The organism is Variovorax sp. PvP013 (genome assembly GCF_050435945.1).
Lineage (GTDB): Bacteria > Pseudomonadota > Gammaproteobacteria > Burkholderiales > Burkholderiaceae_C > Variovorax.
In genome coordinates this window covers 140,679-159,337 of record NZ_JBNDLF010000007.1, presented here as the reverse complement: position 1 = coordinate 159,337, position 18,659 = coordinate 140,679, and the positions used below count along the sequence as shown (strand labels likewise).

The following is an 18,659-nucleotide window of genomic DNA, read 5'->3' as shown; positions in this document are numbered from 1 at the left end:
CATGACCGCGCTCTGGCGACGGGCCTGGCCGCGCGTGCGGCACGGGCTCTACTGGACGCACCGGTGGCTGGGCATCGGCGGCTGTCTGTTGTTCGTCATGTGGTTCGCTTCGGGCGTGGTGATGATGTACGTGGGGTACCCGAACCTCACCGACGTCGAGCGGCTCGCGGGCCTCGCACCGCTGCGACTCGAGCAGGCCGTCGTGGCGCCGGCGGCCGCGCTGGCGCTGCTGCCCGGGACGGTGCGCGACCTGCCGCCGCGCCGCATCGGGTTGGAGATGCAGGCAGGCCGGACCGACTCCGGCCTCGGCCTCGGCTTCGAACCGGTGTGGCGCATCGTGGACGCGCGCGGCGGCCGCCTCACGGTGTCCGCCCGCACGGGTCAGGTCCTGGGCGATGTCGATGCCGCCCAGGCCACGGCCGTCGCGCGTGCGTTCTCGGGTCATCCGCAGGCGTTCTGGGTCGAGACGCTGGCGCGCGATCAGTGGACCGTGCCCCAGGGCCTGGATGCACTGCGGCCGCTGCACCGCATCGCGGTGGGCGATGCGCAAGGCACGGAACTCTACGTGTCCCAGCGCAATGGCGAGGTGGTGCGCGATACCACGCGTGCCGAGCGCTTCTGGAACTGGCTGGGGTCGGTGCCGCACTGGATCTATTTCACGCCGCTGCGCGCCGACCCCCCGCTGTGGCACGACGTGGTGGTGTGGCTGTCGGCGGCATGCATCGTCTCGGCCGTGACGGGCATCGTGATCGGCATCCTGCGTCTTCGCTTGCGGCGGCGCTACCGCCGCGGCTCGGCCACGCCCCACACCGGCTGGATGGCCTGGCACCATGTCGCCGGTCTGGTGGGCGGCTTCTTCGTGTTGACCTGGATCGTGAGCGGGTGGCTGTCCATGAATCCCAACGGCTGGTTCCAGCGGGGTGGCACCGACGCCGCCGCACTGGCGCGGTACGCCGGCATCGATGCCGGCACGCCGGACATTCCTTGGCCGCCCATCGCTGTGTCCGTGGGCACCGACCTGGCTGCACCGCGCGAGGCTGTGCTTCTGTGGTTCGACGGTCGGACGCTGCTGCGGTTGCGCGATGCGCGAGCGGCCGTGCAAGTCGTGGATGCGTCGTCGGGCGCACACGTTGGCATTGAAGGCCAGGAACTGGTTCGTGCCGCCATGCGACTGCGTCCTGGCGCGTCGATCGTCGACGCCACGCTGCAGACGCGAGCCGACTTCCATTGGTATGGACACCACCGGGAGCGTGTCCTGCCCGTGTGGCGCATCCGCTTCGACGATCCGGCGGGCAGCTGGGTCTACATCGACCCGACCGACGGCCAGATCGTCGGCAGCAGCGACCGCACGACGCGTCTGCGGCGATGGCTCTTCAATGCCGCGCACAGCCTGGATTTCCCGTGGCTGATCGCGCATCGGCCGGCCTGGGACATCGTCGTCTGGACGCTGTCGGTCATCGGCATGGTCGTTTCGGCCAGCGGTGTCGTCGTCGGCTGGCGATGGTTGCGACGTCAACGGCGACGTCGAGTGAGAACCCAAGTGGGCTAGCGAACGATCAGGGTCGCCGGTGCAGCCTCTGGTTATCGTAGCGACAACAACTCCATGAAAGTGACCTTCGACCCTGCCAAGAGAGCTCGGACGTTGGTTTCGGCTGGTTGGCCGGACCTCTGGTGGTCGTCGGCCACACACCGCGTGGCACGGACCGCCACATCTTCAGCATGAGGAAAGCCGACGAACGCGAACAGGAACGTATCGGCGCACGGCTTGGGCTCTGACCTGACGAAAGTCGATGGTCATCAGCTCACGCAGTCGGACCATGACGAACTGCCAGAACTGACGGAGGACATGCTTGCGAAAGCCAGGGTCCATCGTGGTGGCCGACCGCGGTCGGCTTCGAGCAAGGTGCTGCTGTTGGTACGCTACAGCCGGGAGGTCGTGGACTTCTTCCGTGCCACGGGTGACGGCTGGCAGTCGCGGATGGATAGCGCGCTCAAGGAATACATTGCGCGGCACTCGACCCTTTGAAAAGTGCGCTCTGCAACTTGTCCTTCTTGTGCTCGTTGGTTTCAGAAATCACGAGACTGCTGGTCGAAAATTGGAAGTCAATCACCAATGGAAGATCCATGTCGAATCGTATGAAGACGCAGTCGAAGCAGCATGTTGATAACGCTCATGATCCGTGATTTATCAACCGAATTGATTGCATTGAATCGATTCTCGAAAAAGCTGTACCTTTCCCTTCACAGGGCTGGCGTGAAGATGGAGCAAGACACTTCAGGTAGTGGCGCGCGATCGGTCACGCGACGAGGCATGGCGATTGAGATGCTAGCGTTCTCAGATTCACCAGCTTGAATCAGCCAACTTGGCACTGGTTGCTACAACGCCGCGCCGAGCACTCGAAGTTCACCGAGGAGAGGCCGCTGTGAAGCTAGCGCGGTCCTGCGACCCACGTACAGCATCAGGACAGCCACCAGGTGATCGCCAGCGCGGTCGCACCGGCCCACAGCAGCACGACGAGCACCGCGCCGAGTTGGCTGGTGGGCTTGGCTCCTCGCGTCCGCATCCATTCGTCGGCCCGGAGGCGACATTGCGCGAGCACCGGCGACGGCAGCAGCCGGATGGCGAGCCAGATCAGGGCCGGCAGCAGCAGGACGTCGTCGACATAGCCCAGCACCGGGATGAAGTCCGGGATCAGGTCGATCGGGCTCAGGGCATAGGCGACGACGAGCACGCCGAGCGCCTTGGCATGCCAGGGCGTGAGCGGGTGGCGCAGCGCGAACCAGAGCGTGACGCCGTCGCGCTTGACGCGCCGTGCCCAGGTCCGGAGTCGGTCGGTGATGCGCATCGGCGCGAGCATGCCACGCCCCGGTGACGCGGGGCGTGGCCGGTCCGGCTCAGGCACCGAAGGTGTAGCGCACCCCGATCCAGGCGGCGCGCGGCGCGCCGGGCGCCAGCAGGCTCGCGCGGCCGACCGGGTAGTCGCCGTTGGCGTTCTGCGGCAGGCCGCGCGCGAGGTAGCCGCCGTTGGTCGCGAAGCCGGCGGCGCCCAGCTGGCCGCCGGTCGCGTACCTGCGGTCGAACAGGTTGACGACCTGCGCGAAGAACTGCAGACCGGGGCGAGGCCGGTACCGCACGCCGAGGTTGAACACCGCGTAGCCGGCGCTGCGGCCCTCACCGGTGTAGAAGCGGCCGTCGCTCGCGTGCTCGCCGTTCTCGTTGCCGCGCAGGTTCGCGCCGGCCGAGGCCAGCATGTCCAGGCCGATGCGCCATTGCGCGTTCGGCTGGTAGGCGGCGTTGAGCTTGAGCACCTGGCGCGGCAATCCCGGGATGCGGTTGCCGGGCTCGATGTCGATGTTGCCCCCGGTGCCCGGGAAGCCGGCCCGGGCGGCGTCGTTGCTGCTGTTGCCGGAGCCGCCGACGGTCTCCGCGCTGCGGTAGGTGGCGTCGAGCAGCATGAGGTTGCCGCCGACGCTGAAGCCGCGCGCCACCACGGCGTCCAATCCGGCCTCGACGCCCTGGCGCCGCGTCCTGCCGAAGTTCCTGAAGTAGCCGAAGCCGCTTGAATCGTCGGCGACGAAGAGCAGGTCGTCGCGGTTGTCGGAGCGGAACACGCCCAGGTTCCAGGCCAGCTCGTCGCGCACCCGGCCACGCAGGCCGGCCTCGAAGGTGGTGGTCACGACCTGCCTGAGCGGCGGATCGCCGGCGAAGGCGTTGGGCAGCTTGCAGGGGTTGGCCGGGTCGGCGCAGCCCAGTTCGATCGCCGTCGGCGCGCGGCTGCCCTGGTTGACGCCGGCATAGACGGTCAGCGCGGTGCTCGGCGCGAAGGTCAGGCCGACGGCCGGGTTGAAGCGGCCGTAGGTGTGGTCGCCGTCGAGCGAGCCTGGCCCGCCGCCGGGGTTCAGGCCGTCGCGGTTGTCGATCCGGGTGCGGTTGTAGCGGCCCGAGAGCGTCAGGTGCGTGCGCTCGTCCAGCGCGACGACGTCGGTGGCGTAGAGGCTGCCGGTGCGGGATCGGCTGGCCAGGGCGACGCGCGCGTCGAAGGCGTTCTCCGAATCCTGCGTGCCGTCGGCGAAGGCGCCCGGACCGGTGACCGGGGTGATGCTGCGGTCGGGGTTCACGTAGCCGAACTGCGAACTCTGGCCGAAGCGCACCCGGCTGGCGTCGTAGGCGGCGCCGATCGTCACCGCGTGCTCGATGCTCCCGATGCGCGCCTGCGTCGCGACCTGGCCGGCCAGGCCGTAGTTCCGCTGGCGCGTCTCGGTGCGGTTGACCAGGCCGTTGCACTTCTCGTTCGGCTCGGTGTTGAGCAATGCGTTGGCGATGCAGCGCCAGCGCGGGAAGGGCGTGTTGGCGGCGTTGGCGCCGGCGATCGGGAAGCCGGTGTAGCCGGCGCGCGCCAGCGCCGTGCGCTCGGCGGCGCTGGGCTGGTAGACCGATTCCTCCAGGGCCTCGTCGTTGAGGTCGCCGTTGAAGGTGCGGGTGCGGATGTTCCGGTAGTAGACGTTGCCCGACGCCGTCCAGCGGTCGTCGAGCGCCTGCGTCGCGGCGAGGTTGAGGAACGCCGCCTTGTTGCGGGTGACGTCGGGCACGGTGCGCACGCTGGCCCAGTCGCGCCGCAGGGCGGCGGACTCCTGCACGCCGTTGCCGGTGAGGTCGTTGTCGGCCAGCGCGGCGGTGAGCGAGATGCTGCCGTCGCGCGTCCGGCGGCCGACCTTGGCGAAGAGCTGACCCAGGTCCGAGGGCGACTCGGTGCGCCAGCCGCGCTCGTGCAGGCGGTTGCCGGAGACGAACCAGTTCCAGCCGCTGGCGGCGTCGCTGCCGCCGGTCTCGAACTCGGTGGCAACGCGGCCCCACGACCCGCCCGACAGCTGGAGCGACGTGCCCGGGTTGCGCAGGCCGTCCTTGGTCTGGATCGCCAGCGCGCCGCCCAGGGCGTTCAGGCCGAACAGCGGATTGCTGCCCGGCATCAGCGCCACGCTGGCGATCGCGTTACGCGGGATCAGGTCCCAGCTGACGACGTCGCCGAAGGGCTGGTTCAGGCGCACGCCGTCCATGTAGACCGACAGCCCCTGCGGCGTGCCGAGCAGGGGCGAGGCGGTGAAGCCGCGGTAGTTGATGTCCGGCTGGAACGGGTTGCCCTGGGTCTCGTTGACCGTCACGCTGCCCACCGCGCGCACCAGGTGGCTCGACAGGTCGGGCACCAGCGACGCTTCCAGCGCGGCATCGGTGAAGGTCTGCACGTTGGCCGGCATCTGGTCGACCGGGACGTCCAGGCCGGGCAGCGGCGTCGGCGCCACGACCGTGACGGTGGGCAGGTCGCGGGCCGGCGCATTCGCCGGGGTCTGCGTCTGGGCCTGGATCGAGTGGCACAGCGACAGGCAGGCCAGGGCCATCGACGCACGGGAAAAGGCCGGGGGGCGGGCGCGGCAGTGCATGGGGGATGTCTCCTCGGGAAAATGAAGTTCGATGCTTCGGATCGGGCGTGTGGAAAGCCCGTCCCCCAAGGTATGCGCCGTCTCGTCGGCGCGACAGGGAAAATTTCCCGAGCGCCCGCCGGCTCCGGGAATGCCCCGAGGGCGCGCCGGCGATCAGCCGGTCGCGCGCAGGGGCTCGGGGGGGCCGGCCGGGTCGACGGGCGCCGGCTGGCGCTGGCTGCGCAGGCGCGTGATCATGAAGTGGGCGGCCTGCAGCACGTGCTGGCGCGCCAGTTCCTCCACGACCGCGCCCTGGCCGCGCGCGACCTCGGCCAGCATGGCCTCGTGCTGGTTCCAGATGTCGCGCGGCTTCTCGTCGCGCATGAGCACCTCGCCCATCACGCGCTGCGTGGAGGTCCACTGCGCCTCCATGCTCGGAGCGATCAACGCGTTCTCCGACAGGGCGTAGACGAAGGCGTGGAAGTCGCGGTCGGCGGCGATCATGGCTGACACCGACTTGCTCCTGACGGCCTCGCGGCCCTTCTCGATGAAGGCCGGACCCAGGCGGCCGGCTTGCTCGGCGTTGCGCTCGGCGGCGTTGCGAAAAGCCAGTCCCTCGAGCACCGCCCGGATCTCGTACATGTTCTGCACGTGATCGAGGTCCAGCGGCGCCACGATCAGGCCGCGTCCGGGCGCGTCCACCAGAACGCCCTTGTTGCGCAGCAGCAGCAGCGCCTGCTGCACCGGCTGGCGCGACACCCCCAGCTCCTGCGCGATGTGTTCCTGGATCACCCGCGCCCCGGGCGACAGCCGGCCGTCCGTGATCTCGTTGAGGATCGCCTCGTAGACCTGTTCGACGCGCTTGGGGTGGAGGGTCAGTTCTTTCATCGAAATCAGTATAGGGAAGGCTCCGGCGCGGGCCGCGATGTCCGGATGCGATGCGCAGGGGTCATTGCGTCGGAGGCGACGCCGCCCGCCAGCGCCGCTCGGCGTCGTCCCAGGCGCCCAGGGGCTGCAGGTCGGGCACCCAGGCCAGGCCGGACTTGGCGTCCGACGAGGCCGGCTCGGGCGTGACGACGACGTCGAGCAGCGCCGGCCGGTTGGCCAGCGCGCGCTCGATCGCCCCGGGCAGGTCCTCGGCGCGCTCGACGCGCTCGCCATGCAGTCCGAAGGCGCGCGCCATCGCCGCGTGGTCGGCGTACTGCAGCCGCGTGCCCACGACCTTGCCGAAGTTCTCCTGCTGGTCGCGCACCTCGATGGCCCAGCTGCCGTTGTTCGCCACCACGATCAGCACCGGCGCCTGGTGGCGCGCGGCGGTGTCGATCTCCATGGCGTTGAAGCCGAACGAGCCGTCGCCGGTGGCGACCACCACCACGCGGTCGGGCAATGCCAGGCTGGCCGCGACGCCGAACGGCGTGCCCACGCCGATGCAGCCGAGTGAGCCGGGGTCGAGGTAGGTGGTGGCGGGCAGGCCGACGCGCGCGAAGCTGAGGAAGTCGCCGCCGTCGGCCACCAACACCGCGTCGGCGGGCAGGGCCTCGCGCAGGGCCGCGACCAGGCGGTTGGGATGCATGCGGCCGTCGCTGCCCGCGGGCGCGGCCTTCATCGAGGCCACCAGCTTGTCGGCGCGTTCCAGGTGGCGCGCGCGCGTGGACGCCGCCCAGGCGCGGTCGGCGGCGCCGGTGCGGCCCTCGGTGGCCCGCAGCAGCGCGTCGAGGGCCGCCGCCGGCGTGGCGAAGAGTTCGACCGCGCCGCGCCGGTTGTCGCGCAGCTCCCCGGCGCAGTCGGCGATGCGCAGGAACTTCGCCTCGCCGAAGACGGCCGGCGAGCCGTAGGCGAGCTGGAAGTCCAGGCGCCGGCCGACGGTGACGATCAGGTCGGCCTCGCTCATCACCGAGCCGCGCATCGCCGCCACGACCGCCGGATGGTCGTCGGCCACCAGCCCGCGGCTCTCGCCGGTGTCGAGGTAGAGCGCGCCCAGGCGCTCCAGCAATGTCGCGAGCTGCGGCCCGGCGCCGCGCGCCCCGCGTCCGGAGATGAACAGCGGTTTCTTCGCCGCCAGCAGCAGCTCGGCCGCGCGCGCCACGGCGTCGGGATCCGGCAGGAAGCGCGGGCGCGCCGAGCCCGTCATCTGCTCGGGCAGCTCCAGCACGCGCGGCACCTCCGCGCGCAGGGTGTCCACGGGAAAGTCCAGGTAGACCGGGCCGGGCTCGCCGCCCTGGCCGAAGGCCGAGGACACTGCCGCGTCGAGCTCCTGCAGCACCAGCTCGGGCTGCCGCACGGTGCGCGCATAGCGGGTCAGCGGCCGCACGAAGTCGGTGTGGATCATGTCCTGCAGCGCGCCCCGGTTCTCCTGCGGACGCGGCGGCGTGCCCGACAGGATCAGCACCGGCGCCTTGGCGACGAACGCGTTGGCGATGCCGGTCATGGCGTTGGTCACGCCGGGGCCGGCGGTGACCAGGGCCACGCCCAGGCCGCCGGTGAGCTCGGCGTGGGCGTGCGCCATGTAGACGGCGGCGCGCTCGTCGCGCACGTCGACGATCCGGATGCCTTCGGCGTCCAGCCGCATCCACAGCGGCATGATGTGGCCGCCGCACAGGGCGAACACGCGCTCGACGCCGCGGGATTTCAGGAAGCGCGCGACGAGGGCGGCGGCGGAGCGTTCGGTGATGGGGGGTGCGGTGGACATGGTGGTGGCGTGATGCGGGTGGTGGAAGGTCAGAGCAGGAAGGTCGACAGCCAGGGCACGAAGGCGACGACGAGCAGGCCCGCGAACAGGGCCAGCAGGTAGCCCACGATCGGCTTCATGCCGGCGGAGGGTTCGATGCGGCCGATGGCGCAGGCCGCGTAATAGCCCACGCCGAAGGGCGGCGCGAACAGGCCGATGCCCATCGAGAGCACGACCACCATCGCGTAGTGCACCTCGTGCACGCCCATCTGGCGCGCGATCGGGAACAGCAGCGGGCCGAACAGCACGATCGCCGGGATGCCCTCCAGCACGCTGCCCAGCACGATGAAGGCGAGCATCGACACCACCAGGAAGGCGGTCGGCCCGCCCAGCGCGGCCATGCCCTCGGCCAGGGTGTTGGAGAAGCCCGACTGCGTCAGGGCCCAGGCCATGGCGGTCGCGGTGGCGATGATGAACAGGATCGCGCCGGTCAGCGTCGCGGTCTCGACCAGCACCGGCACCAGCCGGCGCCAGGGCATCCGGCGGTAGACCAGCACCCCGACGACGAACGAGTAGGCGATGCCCAGCGTCGAGACCTCGGTCGCCGTCGCCACGCCGTAGACCACCGCCGCGCGGATCACGAAGGGCAGCAGCAGCGCCGGCAGCGCCGCCACCAGCGCGGCGCGGATCTGCGTGCCGCTGGCCTTGGCGACCCGCGACAGGTCCTCGCCCCGGTAGCGCCACCAGACCACCGTGCCCAGGGTGGCCGCCAGGACCAGGCCCGGCACCATCCCGCTGGTGAACAGGGCCGCGATCGACACCCCGGTGACCGAGCCGATCGTGATGAGCACCAGGCTCGGCGGGATGGTCTCGGTCTGCGCGCCGGTGGCCGACAGCAGCGCCACCAGGTCGCCGTCCCGGGCGCCGCGCTTCCTCATCTCCGGGAACAGCACCGGCGCCACCGCCGCCATGTCCGCGACCTTGGAGCCGGAGATGCCGGACACCAGGTACATCGCCCCCAGCAGCACGTACGAGAGGCCGCCGCGCACGTGGCCCAGCAGCGTCGCCAGGAAGCCGACCATGGCGCGCGCCATGCCCGTCATCTCGATGAGCAGCCCCAGGAAGACGAACAGCGGCACCGCCAGCAGGACGATGTGCGACATGCCCTCGTCCATGCGTCCGATCATCACTTCCATCGGCAGGCCGGTGGTCAGCGCCAGGAAGCCGTAGGTCGCCAGGCCGAAGCAGATCGCGATCGGCACGCCCATGAGCACCGTCGCCGAGGTCACGCCGACGAAGAAGATCAGCAGGTTGAGATTTCCCAGCCCCTTGAGCGACGGGCCGACCAGGCGGAAGGCCAGGCACGCCGCGGCCACCAGGGCCAGCGCGCCGAGCACGCGCCGCCAGTCCGGCGTGCGCAGCAGCCGGATCGCCGCCATCAGCGCCATCAGGCCGATGCCCACCGGGAGCGCCGCGGCACGCCAGCCGTTGGAGATCTCCATCGCGGGTGTCGTGACGTCGGCCTCGCCCACCGCGTACTCGACGGCCGGCACGGCCAGGAACAGCAAGAAGGCCAGCGAGGCGGCCAGCCCGACGGTCTCCAGGAACACGCGCGTCCCGGGCGAGACCTTGGCCACCAGCGCCGTCATGCGCATGTGCTCGCCGCGCCGCAGGGCGACGACGGCGCCGAGCGCGGACAGCCACAAGAACAGGATCGAGGCCGCCTCGTCCACCCACAACAGCGGCGAATGCAGGAAGTAGCGCGTGACCACGCCCATCAGCAGGATCACGACCTCGACGCCGATCAGCGACGCCGCGATCCCCTCGATGCCCCGCCCCAGCAGGCGCTCGACGAAGCCGGCCGCGCGGGCCGCGACGCCCTCGGGCAGCGCGGCGGCGAACGCGCCCCGGGGCGCCTCGGCGACGGGCTGCATCACCGGCGCCTCGGGCCGCCACTGGCCGACGGAAGGGATGCGATGCGCACGGCGTTCATCCGATGTCCCCGGTGTGCTGCGCGAGCAGGGCCCAGGCCTCCTTGTCGAACCGGGCACGGGCCTCCTTGTAGAAGCCGGCGTTCTGCAGCGCCGTGCGGAAGGCGGCCGTGTCGACCTTGTTGAAGGTCAGGCCCTTGCCTTCGAGCGCCTTCTGCAGGTCGACGTTGGCCTTTCCGATGTCGTCGCGCTGCTTCTTCGCCGCCGCGTTGACGTGCCTGGCCACCAGGGTCCTGACGTCCTCGGGCACGCCCTTCCAGACCTTGCCGCTGGCCACGAACCAGAAGCCGTCCCAGGCGTGGTCGGTCAGCGAGCAGTACTTCTGCACCTCGAAGAACTTGGCCGCGTCGATCAGCGCCAGCGGATTCTCCTGGCCGTCGGCGACCTTGGTCTGCAGCGCCTGGTAGGCCTCGCTCAGCGGCAGGCTGACCGGCGCGGCGCCGAGCGACTTGAACATCTGCACCCACAGCGGCACCACCGGCACGCGGATCTTGAAGTTCCGCAGGTCCTCGGGCGTGCGGATCGGCCGGGTGCTGGTGGTGATCTGGCGGAAACCGTTGTCCCACACCGCCTCGAAGGGCACCAGCGCGGTCTTGGCGATGGCGCCGCGCACGTGGGCACCGATGCTGCCGTCCATGGCGGCCCACACCTTGTCGTAGCCCTGGAAGGCGAAGCCGACGCCGGTGATCGCCGTCACCGGCACCAGGGTCGACATCACCGTGCCGGGGAAGGTCGCCAGCTCCAGGGCGCCGGAGCGCACCTGCGACATCATGTCGGAGTCGCTGCCGAGCTGGTTGTTGGGAAACAGCTGGATCGCGACGCGGCCCTGGCTCTCCGCGGCGATGGCCGCCACCGCCTCGCGCAGGCGCACGTTCACCGAGTGGGTGGCCGGCAGGTCGTTGCCGAGCTTGAACTTGTGTTCGGCCTGGGCGGCCTGGGCCTGGGCCGCCTGGGCCTGGGCCGCGCGCTCGGCGAGGCCGCAGCCGATCGCCGCGCCGGTGGCGAGCAGGGTTCTACGGGTCAGCATGGGTGTGTCTCCTCGGGTTCGGGTCCGGGTGGGGGATCTCAGGCGGGGGAGGGGGTGTGCGCGGTCCGGGCGGACTGCGCGGCGCGCTGCGTCATGGTTTCGCGCAGCGTGCGGTGCAGGATCTTTCCGGTCGCGGTGCGCGGCATCTCGGCATCGGCGACGAAGCTGATGGAGCGCGGCCGCTTGTAGCCCGCCAGGCGCTCGCGGCACCAGGCGACGAGCTCGGCCTCGGCCGCCGCCGGGTCCGCCGCCGGTCCGTGCAGCACCACCACCGCATGCACGCTCTCGCCCCATTTCTCGTGCGGCATGCCGATCACGGCGACGTCCTTGACGCTCGCATGGCCGGCGATGACGGCCTCCACCTCGGACGGGTAGACGTTTTCGCCGCCGCTGATGATCATGTTGCTCTTGCGGTCGACCAGCCGGATGAAGCCGTCGGCGTCGCGCAGCGCCATGTCGCCGACCGAGCACCAGTCGCCGCGGAAGGCCTCGGCCGTCTTCTCCGGATTGCGCCAGTAGCCGTCGAAGACGTAGGCGGTGCGGGAGTGGAGTTCGCCGACCTCGCCGTCGGGCACTTCGCGGCCCTCCGGATCGAGGATGCGGATGGCGCCGGAGCCGGCCCACTCGCGCCCCACGGTGCCCATGCGCTCGAGCTGCTGTTCCGGCCGCAGCAGCGTGACCCAGCCGGCCTCGCTGGAGCCGTAGAGCTCGAACAGCTTGGAGTTGCGGAAGTGTCCGAGGATCGCCAGCTTGGTGTCCCGGCGCGCCGGCGCCGAGGAGATCAGCAATTTCTCGACCGCGCCGACGTCGTACTTCGATCGCGTCGCGGCCGGCAGACCGAGCATCATGATGTAGTGGGTGGGCACCAGCGAGGTGAAAGTCACCTTCTCGCGCGCCAGCATCGCCAGCAGGGCTTCCGGATCGAAGCTCTTGTGGTCGTCCACCACGATGGTCGCGCCCAGGTACATGAAAGTCAGGCCGAAGTAGAGCGAGTTGGCGTGGCACAGCGGCATCACCAGCAGCGCCGTGTCCTCGCGCGAGAAGCCGAACTCGACCGCCGTGGCCAGCGCGATCAGCGCATTGCCCTCGTGGTTGCGCACCACGCCCTTGGGTTTGCCGGTGGTGCCGGAGGTGTACATGAGGGCGAAGGTGTCCTCGGGCCGCACCTTGATGCCGGGCCACGTCGCCGCCGCGCCGTCGATCAGGGTCTCGTAGCCGGTCCAGCCCGGCGGCGGCGTCGCGGCGCCGAAATGGACGTGGCGTCCTGCCCGCAGCGGCAGCGTGGCGCGCAGGGGCTCGACCAGGCCGACCAGCTCGTCCTGGACGATCACCGCTTGCACCTGCGCGTGTTCCAGGATGTAGCCGATCTCCGGCGTCACCAGACGGAAGTTGATCGGCACCGCCACCAGCCCGCAGCGCGCCAGCGCGACGTAGATCTCCATCCACTCGATGCAGTTGTAGGCCAGCAGTCCGACCCGGTCGCCCTTGACCAGGCCCTGCTCGAGCAGGCCGTTGGCCAGCCGGGTGGCGCGTCGGTCCCAGTCGCCGAAGGTGAGCGCGCGCACCGAGTCGCGCGTGCCGATGCGCTGCGGACACAGCCGGGCGTGCGCGGCGATGACGTCCGAGACGGACAGCAGATGGCTCATGGCTGCACCCGCGGCGGCGTGGAGGGCCGGGCAATCCGGAAGGAAAGGAGTTTCATGGTCGGTTCCTGACGGCGAAGGGCAATGGCCGAAGTGACGATGCCGAACTATCGAATTCGGTATTCGGAATGAAAAGTGGGGAAAGCCCGAATACTGAATTCAGAACGCTGTTAAAAAATTCACGCCCAACCAACCAAGGAGACCGGATGAAGACTGACATCGAGAACGGCGCCTCGGCGCAGCACGCCTGTTGCGGCGGTTGCGGCGGCGCCGACGCCGGACGCCGCACGGCCCTCAGGGCGGTCGCGGGCGCCGCGCTGGCCTTGGGCACGGGCCTGACCTGGGCCGACGACGGACCGAAAACCGGCGACCAGTTCGTCCAGGTCGACGACGAGGCGAAGAAGCCGTTGCGCAGCGCCGACATCAAGGTCGGCGAGAAGCCGGTGATCGTCTACCCGTACGACCCGAAGACCAAGACGCTGCGCGACAGCTCTCGGCTCAACCGCATCCTGCTGGTCAAGCTCGATCCGTCGACGCTCGACGCGCCGACGGCCGCCCGCGCCGTCGACGGCGTCGTCGCGTACTCGGCCTTCTGCACGCACCAGGGCTGCGACGTCAGTTCCTGGGTGGCGGCCGAGAAGGAGCTGCTGTGCTTCTGCCACTTCTCGAAGTTCGCGCCCCACCAGGAGGCCGCCGTCACCGCCGGCCCCGCGCCCCGGCCGCTGCCGGCATTGCCCCTGAAGGTGGCCGGCGGCGCGCTGGTGGTGGGCGGCGCCTTCACCTCGCCCCCCGGCAAGGCCGCCTGAGGCGGCGCCGGCTCCACAGACCGATTCCAACAGGAGACGCTTCCATGAAACCCACCCTGAAGCTCGTCAGCGCCGCCGTCGGCTGCGCGCTGGCGGCGTGTTCGCAGATGCCCGCGCCGACCCAGAAGCAGGCACAGACGCCGCCACCCACGTCCCGGCCCTACCAGGCGGTCACCGACGCGCGCCTGCAGTCGCCCGAGCCGGCCAACTGGCTGTCCTACCGCGGCAACTACGGCGGCTGGGGCTACAGCCCGCTCAAGGCCATCCACACCGGCAACGTCGGCAAGCTGACGCTGGCGTGGTCGTATTCGACCGGCCAGAGCGAGGGCCACCAGGCGCCGCCGATCGTCAACGGCGGCTACATGTACGTCGCCACCCCGGGCGCGCAGGTGATCGCCTTCGACGCCAAGACCGGCAGCGAGATCTGGCGCTACAAGGCCCAGCTGCCGGCCGAGCAGCTGCAGCTGCACCCGACCAGCCGCGGCGTGGCGCTCTACGGCGACAAGGTCTACTTCGCCACCACCGACTGCAAGCTCCTGGCGCTCGACGCCAAGACCGGCAAGGTGGCCTGGACCACGACCGTGTGCGACTGGAAGAGCGGCTACTACATGACGCTCGCGCCGCTGGTGGCCAAGGGCAAGGTCATGGTCGGTTCCTCGGGCGGCGAGACCGGTGTGCGTGGCTTCGTCGCCGGCTTCGACGCCCAGACCGGCAAGGAAGCCTGGCGCACCTACACCGTGCCCGGCCCCGGCGAAGCCGGCAACGACACCTGGCCGGCGGGCGACGGCTACAAGACCGGCGGCGGCTCGATCTGGATCACCGGCACCTACGACCCGCAGACCGGACTGGCCTTCTGGGGCACGGGCAATCCGGCGCCCTGGCCGGCCGACCTGCGCAAGGGCGACAACCTCTACACCTCGTCGGTCATCGCGCTCGACGTCGACAGCGGCCGCATCAAGGGCCACCACCAGTACCAGCACAACGACGCCTGGGACTGGGACGAGGTCTCCGCGCCGCTGCTCATCGACACCACCTGGAAGGGCAAGCCGGTCAAGAGCTTGGTGCACGCCGGACGCAGCGGCATGCTGTGGGTCCTCGAGCGCACGGCCGACAAGGTCAATTACGTCGAGGCCTGGCCCTACGTCAACAACAACGTCGTCACCGCCATCGACAAGCAGACCGGACGACTGACCTACGACGAGACCAAGAAGCCCGGCGCCAGGCAGGGCGCCGCCTTCTGCCCGGGCCTGTGGGGCGGCAAGGACTGGCCGCCGGAGGCCTACAACCCCGACACCGGCCTGCTCTACGTGCCGGCCAACAACAACATGTGCGGCGTGCTGCCCAAGGGGGAGAACGTCAAGTACAAGCCCGGCGACCTCTACATCGGCTACCCGCTCGAGGGCGTGCTGGGCAGCGTGCGCGTGCCCGATCCGTCGAAGACCGTGGGCGAGCTGCAGGCCTGGGACATGAAGAGCGGCAAGCTGGCCTGGACGCACAGGTTCGACACCTTCCTGTGGGCGCCGCTGCTGACCACCGGCGGCAACCTGGTGTTCGCCGGCGGCACCAACGACCGGCTGTTCCGCGCCTACGACGCCACCAACGGCAAGGTGCTGTGGGAATACCCGACGCCTTCCGGCGTGGTGGGCGTGCCGACCTCCTTCGAGGTCGACGGCACGCAGTACATCGCCGTGCAGGCGGGCTGGGGCGTGGATGCCGAGCGCATCCAGGGCGCCTTCAACGCGATCCTGCCCGAGCGCAAGGTCGTCAATCCGCAGGGCGGAACCGTGATGGTTTTCAAGGTCGGCGCCTGAGCCGGCGAACACAAGGAGACAGGCAAATGGACAAGACGTATCGCAACTACATCGATGGCCGCTGGGTCGAAGGCAGCGGCGCGACCATCGACGTGCTCAATCCGGCCACCGACAAGCTGATCTCGCGTGTGCCCGACGGCGGTGCCGCCGACGTCGAGCGCGCCGTCGCGGCGGCCAAGAAGGCGCAGCCGGCCTGGGAGCGCCTGCCGGCGATCCAGCGCGCCAACCACCTGCGCGCCATCTCGGCCAAGATCCGCGCCAACGCCGAGCGGCTGGCGCGCACCGTGGTGATGGAGCAGGGCAAGGTGCCCGAACTCGCCGCCGTGGAGATCGAGTTCACCGCCGCCTACATCGACTACATGGCCGAATGGGCGCGCCGCATCGAGGGCGAGATCGTCACCAGCGACCGCCCCGGCGAGCAGATCCTGGTCTACCGCAAGCCGATCGGCGTCATCGCCGGCATCCTGCCGTGGAACTTCCCGTTCTTCCTGATCGCCCGCAAGCTCGGCCCGGCGCTGGTCACCGGCAACACCATCGTCATCAAGCCGAGCGAGGAGACGCCGATCAACGCCTTCGACTTCGCCGAGCTGGTGGCCGAGACCGACCTGCCACCGGGCGTGTTCAACCTGGTGTGCGGCGGCCGCGAGACCGGCGCGGCCCTGACCGCGCACAAGGACGTCGGCATGGTCAGCTTCACGGGCAGCGTGGCGACCGGCTCGCGCATCATGACCGCCTGCGGCGCCAACCTGACGCGCGTCAACCTCGAGCTCGGCGGCAAGGCGCCGGCCATCGTCCTGAACGACTGCGACCTCGACCTGACGGCCAACGCGCTGTTCGCCTCCCGCGTCATCAACACCGGGCAGGCCTGCAACTGCGCCGAGCGCGTGTACGTCGAGAGCAAGGTGGCCGACGCCCTGGCCGAGAAGGTCACCAAGCTCATGGCCGGCACCAAGTACGGCGACCCCAGCGTCGAGCAGGGCCTGCACATGGGGCCGCTGGTGACGAAGACGGGGCGCGACAACATGGCCGCGATGGTCGAGTCGGCCAAGGCGCAGGGCGCGCAGGTGCTCACCGGCGGCAAGGTCGCCGACCGGGTCGGCTACCACTACGAGCCCACCGTGCTGATGAACTGCAAGCCCGAGATGGACGTGATGACGCGCGAGGTCTTCGGCCCCGTGCTGCCGATCCAGGTGGTGCAGGACCTCGACGAGGCCCTGGCGCTGGCCAACGACTCCGACTACGGCCTGACGTCCTCCGTCTTCACGAAGGATCTCAATCAGGCGATGAAGGCGGTGCGCGAGCTGCGCTTCGGCGAGACCTACATCAACCGCGAGCACTTCGAGGCGATGCAGGGCTTCCACGCCGGCCGGCGCAAGTCCGGCATCGGCGGCGCCGACGGCAAGCACGGCCTGTACGAGCACATGGAGACGCACGTCGTCTACATGCAGACCGCGCTCTGACACCCGGACGCCGCGCTGCGTCCGCGCCGATCGCCCGAGGGCCCGATCGGAACGGACGCGATGCGGCGGGCCCGTCCACCTCTTTCCCCATGAGCGACATCCTCGTCGTGACCTTCCCGTTCTTCGCGCTGGTGCTGGCGGGCTACCTGGCGACGCGCCACGGCCTGCTGCCGGCCGACGCGATCCCCGCGCTCAACGTCTTCGTGCTGTCGTTCGCGCTGCCGTGCATGCTCTACAAGTTCGCGTCGATGACGCCGATCGTGCGGCTGCTCGACCCGGCCATCGTGCTGACCTACTTGGCGGCCGCGGCGGCGATGGTGGCGCTGACGATCGCCGTCGCCCGCCACCGGCGCACCGGCTGGAACGACGCCGCCTTCGGCGCGCTCGTGGGCAGTTTTCCCAACTCCGGCTTCATGGGCGTGCCGCTGCTGGTGGCATTGCTCGGCGCCACGGCGGCCGGGCCGGCGATCGTCGCGCTGGCGGTCGACATGGTGTTCACCTCCTCGCTGTGCATCGCGCTGTCGCGCTGGGGCACGGCCGGCGAGGGCGGTGCCCGGCGCGCGGCCCTGCAGGGGTTGCGCGGCATGGTCGCCAATCCGCTGCCGTGGTCGATCGGGCTGGGCTGCCTGTCGACGGCCACGGCCCTGCAACTGCCCGGCCCGGTGTTCGCGGCGGTCGACATGCTCGCCGGCGCGGCGTCGCCCGCGGCGCTCTTCACCATCGGCGCCGTGCTGGCGCGCTCGCGTCTCGTGGCCGAGGCGCATGGCCGGGCCGCGGCGCCGGCCGGCGCGGCGCGCGCCGACCTGCTGCAGCTCGTCGCCGGCAAGGTCGTGGCGCATCCGGCCATCGTGCTGGCGCTGGGGTCGGCGGCGATGGCGCTGGGTGCGCCGCTGGAGCGGGCCACGCTGGTCGTGCTGGTCCTGACGGCGGCCCTGCCCAGCGCGAGCAACGTGCCGATGCTGGCCGAGCGCTTCGGCGCCGATGCCGGCCGCATCGCGACGGTGGTGCTGGGCACCACGATCGCTGCCTTCCTGACCTTCCCGCTCGCCGTGGCGCTCCTGACATGACGACGATCGCGACGCCCGCCATGCCATCGACCGCGACGGCCGGCGCACCGGCGATGCTGCGCACGGTCGGCCTGACCAAGCGCTATGGCGCGCGCACCGCCCTGAAGGACCTGACGCTGACCCTGGGCGCCGGCGAGTTCACGGCCCTGCTGGGGCCCAACGGCGCCGGCAAGTCGACCCTGTTCCAGGTGCTCACCGGCCTGTTCGCCGCCGACGCCGGCGAGGTCGAGGTGGCCGGCCACTCGCTGCGTCACGCCGCGACGGCGGCCCTGCGCCACATCGGCGTGGTGTTCCAGCAGACCGCGCTCGACCTCGACCTCGGCATCCGCCGCAACCTGCTGTTCCAGGCCGACCTGCACGGCCTGCCGCGCGCGGTCGCGCTGCGGCGCATCGAGGAGGACTGCGCGCAGCTGGCGGTGGACGTCGATCTCGACCGCAAGGTGCGTGAGCTCTCCGGCGGCAACCGGCGCAAGGTCGAGCTGGTGCGGGCCTGGCTGCATCGTCCGGCGGTGCTGCTGATGGACGAGGCCACGGTGGGCCTGGACCCGAAGTCGCGCCTGGACCTGCTGCGCGCCCTGCGCGAGCGCGTGCGCGCCGATGGCGCCTGCGTGCTCTGGGCCACGCACCGGGTCGACGAGGCCGAGGGCGCCGACCGCGTGCTGGTGCTGCACCGCGGCGAGCTGATGGCGCGGGGCACGCCGGCCGAGGTCGCGCACGCGCTGGGCGGCGCGACGCTGGAGGCCGGCTTCATCGCCCGCACCGCCTGAGCGG

At 70.5% G+C, this 18,659-nt stretch carries 14 protein-coding genes; 7 read left to right on the top strand and 7 right to left on the bottom strand.

The window, feature by feature from the left end:
- The first annotated feature begins 1 nt into the window (after position 1).
- Both ABID77_RS17760 and ABID77_RS17755 read left to right on the top strand, forming a co-directional pair.
- Positions 2-1,549 (top strand): PepSY domain-containing protein, encoded by a 1,548-nt coding sequence (locus tag ABID77_RS17760; protein WP_429598580.1) that lies wholly within the window; start codon positions 2-4, stop codon positions 1,547-1,549.
- Between the two features lie 216 nt (positions 1,550-1,765).
- A complete protein-coding gene (locus ABID77_RS17755; protein ID WP_429598578.1) occupies positions 1,766-2,026 on the top strand; it encodes a BrnA antitoxin family protein in 261 nt (86 codons plus the stop codon).
- 433 nt (positions 2,027-2,459) lie between these two features.
- Here the strand turns inward: ABID77_RS17755 and ABID77_RS17750 are convergent, their stop codons facing one another.
- The 7 genes from ABID77_RS17750 to ABID77_RS17720 form a co-directional block, all read right to left on the bottom strand.
- Positions 2,460-2,846, bottom strand: a complete 387-nt coding sequence (locus ABID77_RS17750) for a YkvA family protein (protein ID WP_429598576.1) — start codon at positions 2,844-2,846, stop codon at positions 2,460-2,462.
- 49 nt (positions 2,847-2,895) lie between these two features.
- Positions 2,896-5,436 carry a TonB-dependent receptor gene (locus ABID77_RS17745; protein WP_429598574.1) on the bottom strand — a complete coding sequence of 847 codons (2,541 nt, stop codon included), beginning with the start codon at positions 5,434-5,436 and terminating at the stop codon, positions 2,896-2,898.
- Positions 5,437-5,589: 153 nt separating this feature from the next.
- A complete protein-coding gene (locus tag ABID77_RS17740) occupies positions 5,590-6,303 on the bottom strand; it encodes a GntR family transcriptional regulator (RefSeq protein ID WP_429598572.1) in 714 nt (237 codons plus the stop codon).
- Between the two features lie 61 nt (positions 6,304-6,364).
- Positions 6,365-8,104 carry a thiamine pyrophosphate-binding protein gene (locus ABID77_RS17735; RefSeq protein ID WP_429598570.1) on the bottom strand — a complete coding sequence of 580 codons (1,740 nt, stop codon included), beginning with the start codon at positions 8,102-8,104 and terminating at the stop codon, positions 6,365-6,367.
- 29 nt (positions 8,105-8,133) lie between these two features.
- The gene (locus tag ABID77_RS17730; RefSeq protein WP_429598568.1) at positions 8,134-10,017 is read right to left on the bottom strand and encodes a TRAP transporter large permease subunit; all 1,884 of its coding nucleotides are present in this window, start codon (positions 10,015-10,017) and stop codon (positions 8,134-8,136) included.
- A 55-nt stretch (positions 10,018-10,072) separates the two neighbouring features.
- On the bottom strand, positions 10,073-11,101 hold the full coding sequence (locus tag ABID77_RS17725; RefSeq protein ID WP_429598566.1) for a TRAP transporter substrate-binding protein: 1,029 nt from the start codon (positions 11,099-11,101) through the stop codon (positions 10,073-10,075).
- 38 nt (positions 11,102-11,139) lie between these two features.
- Positions 11,140-12,747 carry a class I adenylate-forming enzyme family protein gene (locus ABID77_RS17720; RefSeq protein ID WP_429598564.1) on the bottom strand — a complete coding sequence of 536 codons (1,608 nt, stop codon included), beginning with the start codon at positions 12,745-12,747 and terminating at the stop codon, positions 11,140-11,142.
- A gap of 203 nt (positions 12,748-12,950) precedes the next feature.
- Here ABID77_RS17720 and ABID77_RS17715 point away from each other — a divergent pair, with 203 nt between their 5' ends.
- The 5 genes from ABID77_RS17715 to ABID77_RS17695 all read left to right on the top strand — a co-directional run bounded on the left by ABID77_RS17715 (position 12,951) and on the right by ABID77_RS17695 (position 18,655).
- Positions 12,951-13,550, top strand: coding sequence for a ubiquinol-cytochrome c reductase iron-sulfur subunit (locus tag ABID77_RS17715; RefSeq protein ID WP_429598562.1), 600 nt, complete (start codon positions 12,951-12,953; stop codon positions 13,548-13,550).
- 44 nt (positions 13,551-13,594) lie between these two features.
- Positions 13,595-15,361 carry a PQQ-dependent dehydrogenase, methanol/ethanol family gene (locus ABID77_RS17710; RefSeq protein ID WP_429598560.1) on the top strand — a complete coding sequence of 589 codons (1,767 nt, stop codon included), beginning with the start codon at positions 13,595-13,597 and terminating at the stop codon, positions 15,359-15,361.
- Between the two features lie 26 nt (positions 15,362-15,387).
- Positions 15,388-16,821: an aldehyde dehydrogenase gene (aldA, locus tag ABID77_RS17705; RefSeq protein WP_429598558.1), complete on the top strand. Its 1,434-nt coding sequence runs from the start codon at positions 15,388-15,390 to the stop codon at positions 16,819-16,821.
- Positions 16,822-16,910: 89 nt separating this feature from the next.
- On the top strand, positions 16,911-17,888 hold the full coding sequence (locus ABID77_RS17700) for an AEC family transporter (protein ID WP_429598556.1): 978 nt from the start codon (positions 16,911-16,913) through the stop codon (positions 17,886-17,888).
- Between the two features lie 53 nt (positions 17,889-17,941).
- The gene (locus ABID77_RS17695) at positions 17,942-18,655 is read left to right on the top strand and encodes an ATP-binding cassette domain-containing protein (protein WP_429598630.1); all 714 of its coding nucleotides are present in this window, start codon (positions 17,942-17,944) and stop codon (positions 18,653-18,655) included.
- Positions 18,656-18,659: the final 4 nt, after the last annotated feature.

Excerpts from the sequence above, each read along its gene's own strand:
- ABID77_RS17760 (WP_429598580.1), top strand. The coding sequence starts at position 2 with ATGACCGCGCTCTGGCGACGGGCCTGGCCGCGCGTGCGGCACGGGCTC.
- ABID77_RS17750 (WP_429598576.1), bottom strand. The coding sequence starts at position 2,846 with ATGCGCATCACCGACCGACTCCGGACCTGGGCACGGCGCGTCAAGCGC.
- ABID77_RS17745 (WP_429598574.1), bottom strand. The coding sequence starts at position 5,436 with ATGCACTGCCGCGCCCGCCCCCCGGCCTTTTCCCGTGCGTCGATGGCC.
- ABID77_RS17740 (WP_429598572.1), bottom strand. The coding sequence starts at position 6,303 with ATGAAAGAACTGACCCTCCACCCCAAGCGCGTCGAACAGGTCTACGAG.
- ABID77_RS17735 (WP_429598570.1), bottom strand. The coding sequence starts at position 8,104 with ATGTCCACCGCACCCCCCATCACCGAACGCTCCGCCGCCGCCCTCGTC.
- ABID77_RS17730 (WP_429598568.1), bottom strand. The coding sequence starts at position 10,017 with ATGCAGCCCGTCGCCGAGGCGCCCCGGGGCGCGTTCGCCGCCGCGCTG.
- ABID77_RS17725 (WP_429598566.1), bottom strand. The coding sequence starts at position 11,101 with ATGCTGACCCGTAGAACCCTGCTCGCCACCGGCGCGGCGATCGGCTGC.
- ABID77_RS17720 (WP_429598564.1), bottom strand. The coding sequence starts at position 12,747 with ATGAGCCATCTGCTGTCCGTCTCGGACGTCATCGCCGCGCACGCCCGG.
- ABID77_RS17715 (WP_429598562.1), top strand. The coding sequence starts at position 12,951 with ATGAAGACTGACATCGAGAACGGCGCCTCGGCGCAGCACGCCTGTTGC.
- ABID77_RS17710 (WP_429598560.1), top strand. The coding sequence starts at position 13,595 with ATGAAACCCACCCTGAAGCTCGTCAGCGCCGCCGTCGGCTGCGCGCTG.
- aldA (WP_429598558.1), top strand. The coding sequence starts at position 15,388 with ATGGACAAGACGTATCGCAACTACATCGATGGCCGCTGGGTCGAAGGC.
- ABID77_RS17700 (WP_429598556.1), top strand. The coding sequence starts at position 16,911 with ATGAGCGACATCCTCGTCGTGACCTTCCCGTTCTTCGCGCTGGTGCTG.
- ABID77_RS17695 (WP_429598630.1), top strand. The coding sequence starts at position 17,942 with ATGCTGCGCACGGTCGGCCTGACCAAGCGCTATGGCGCGCGCACCGCC.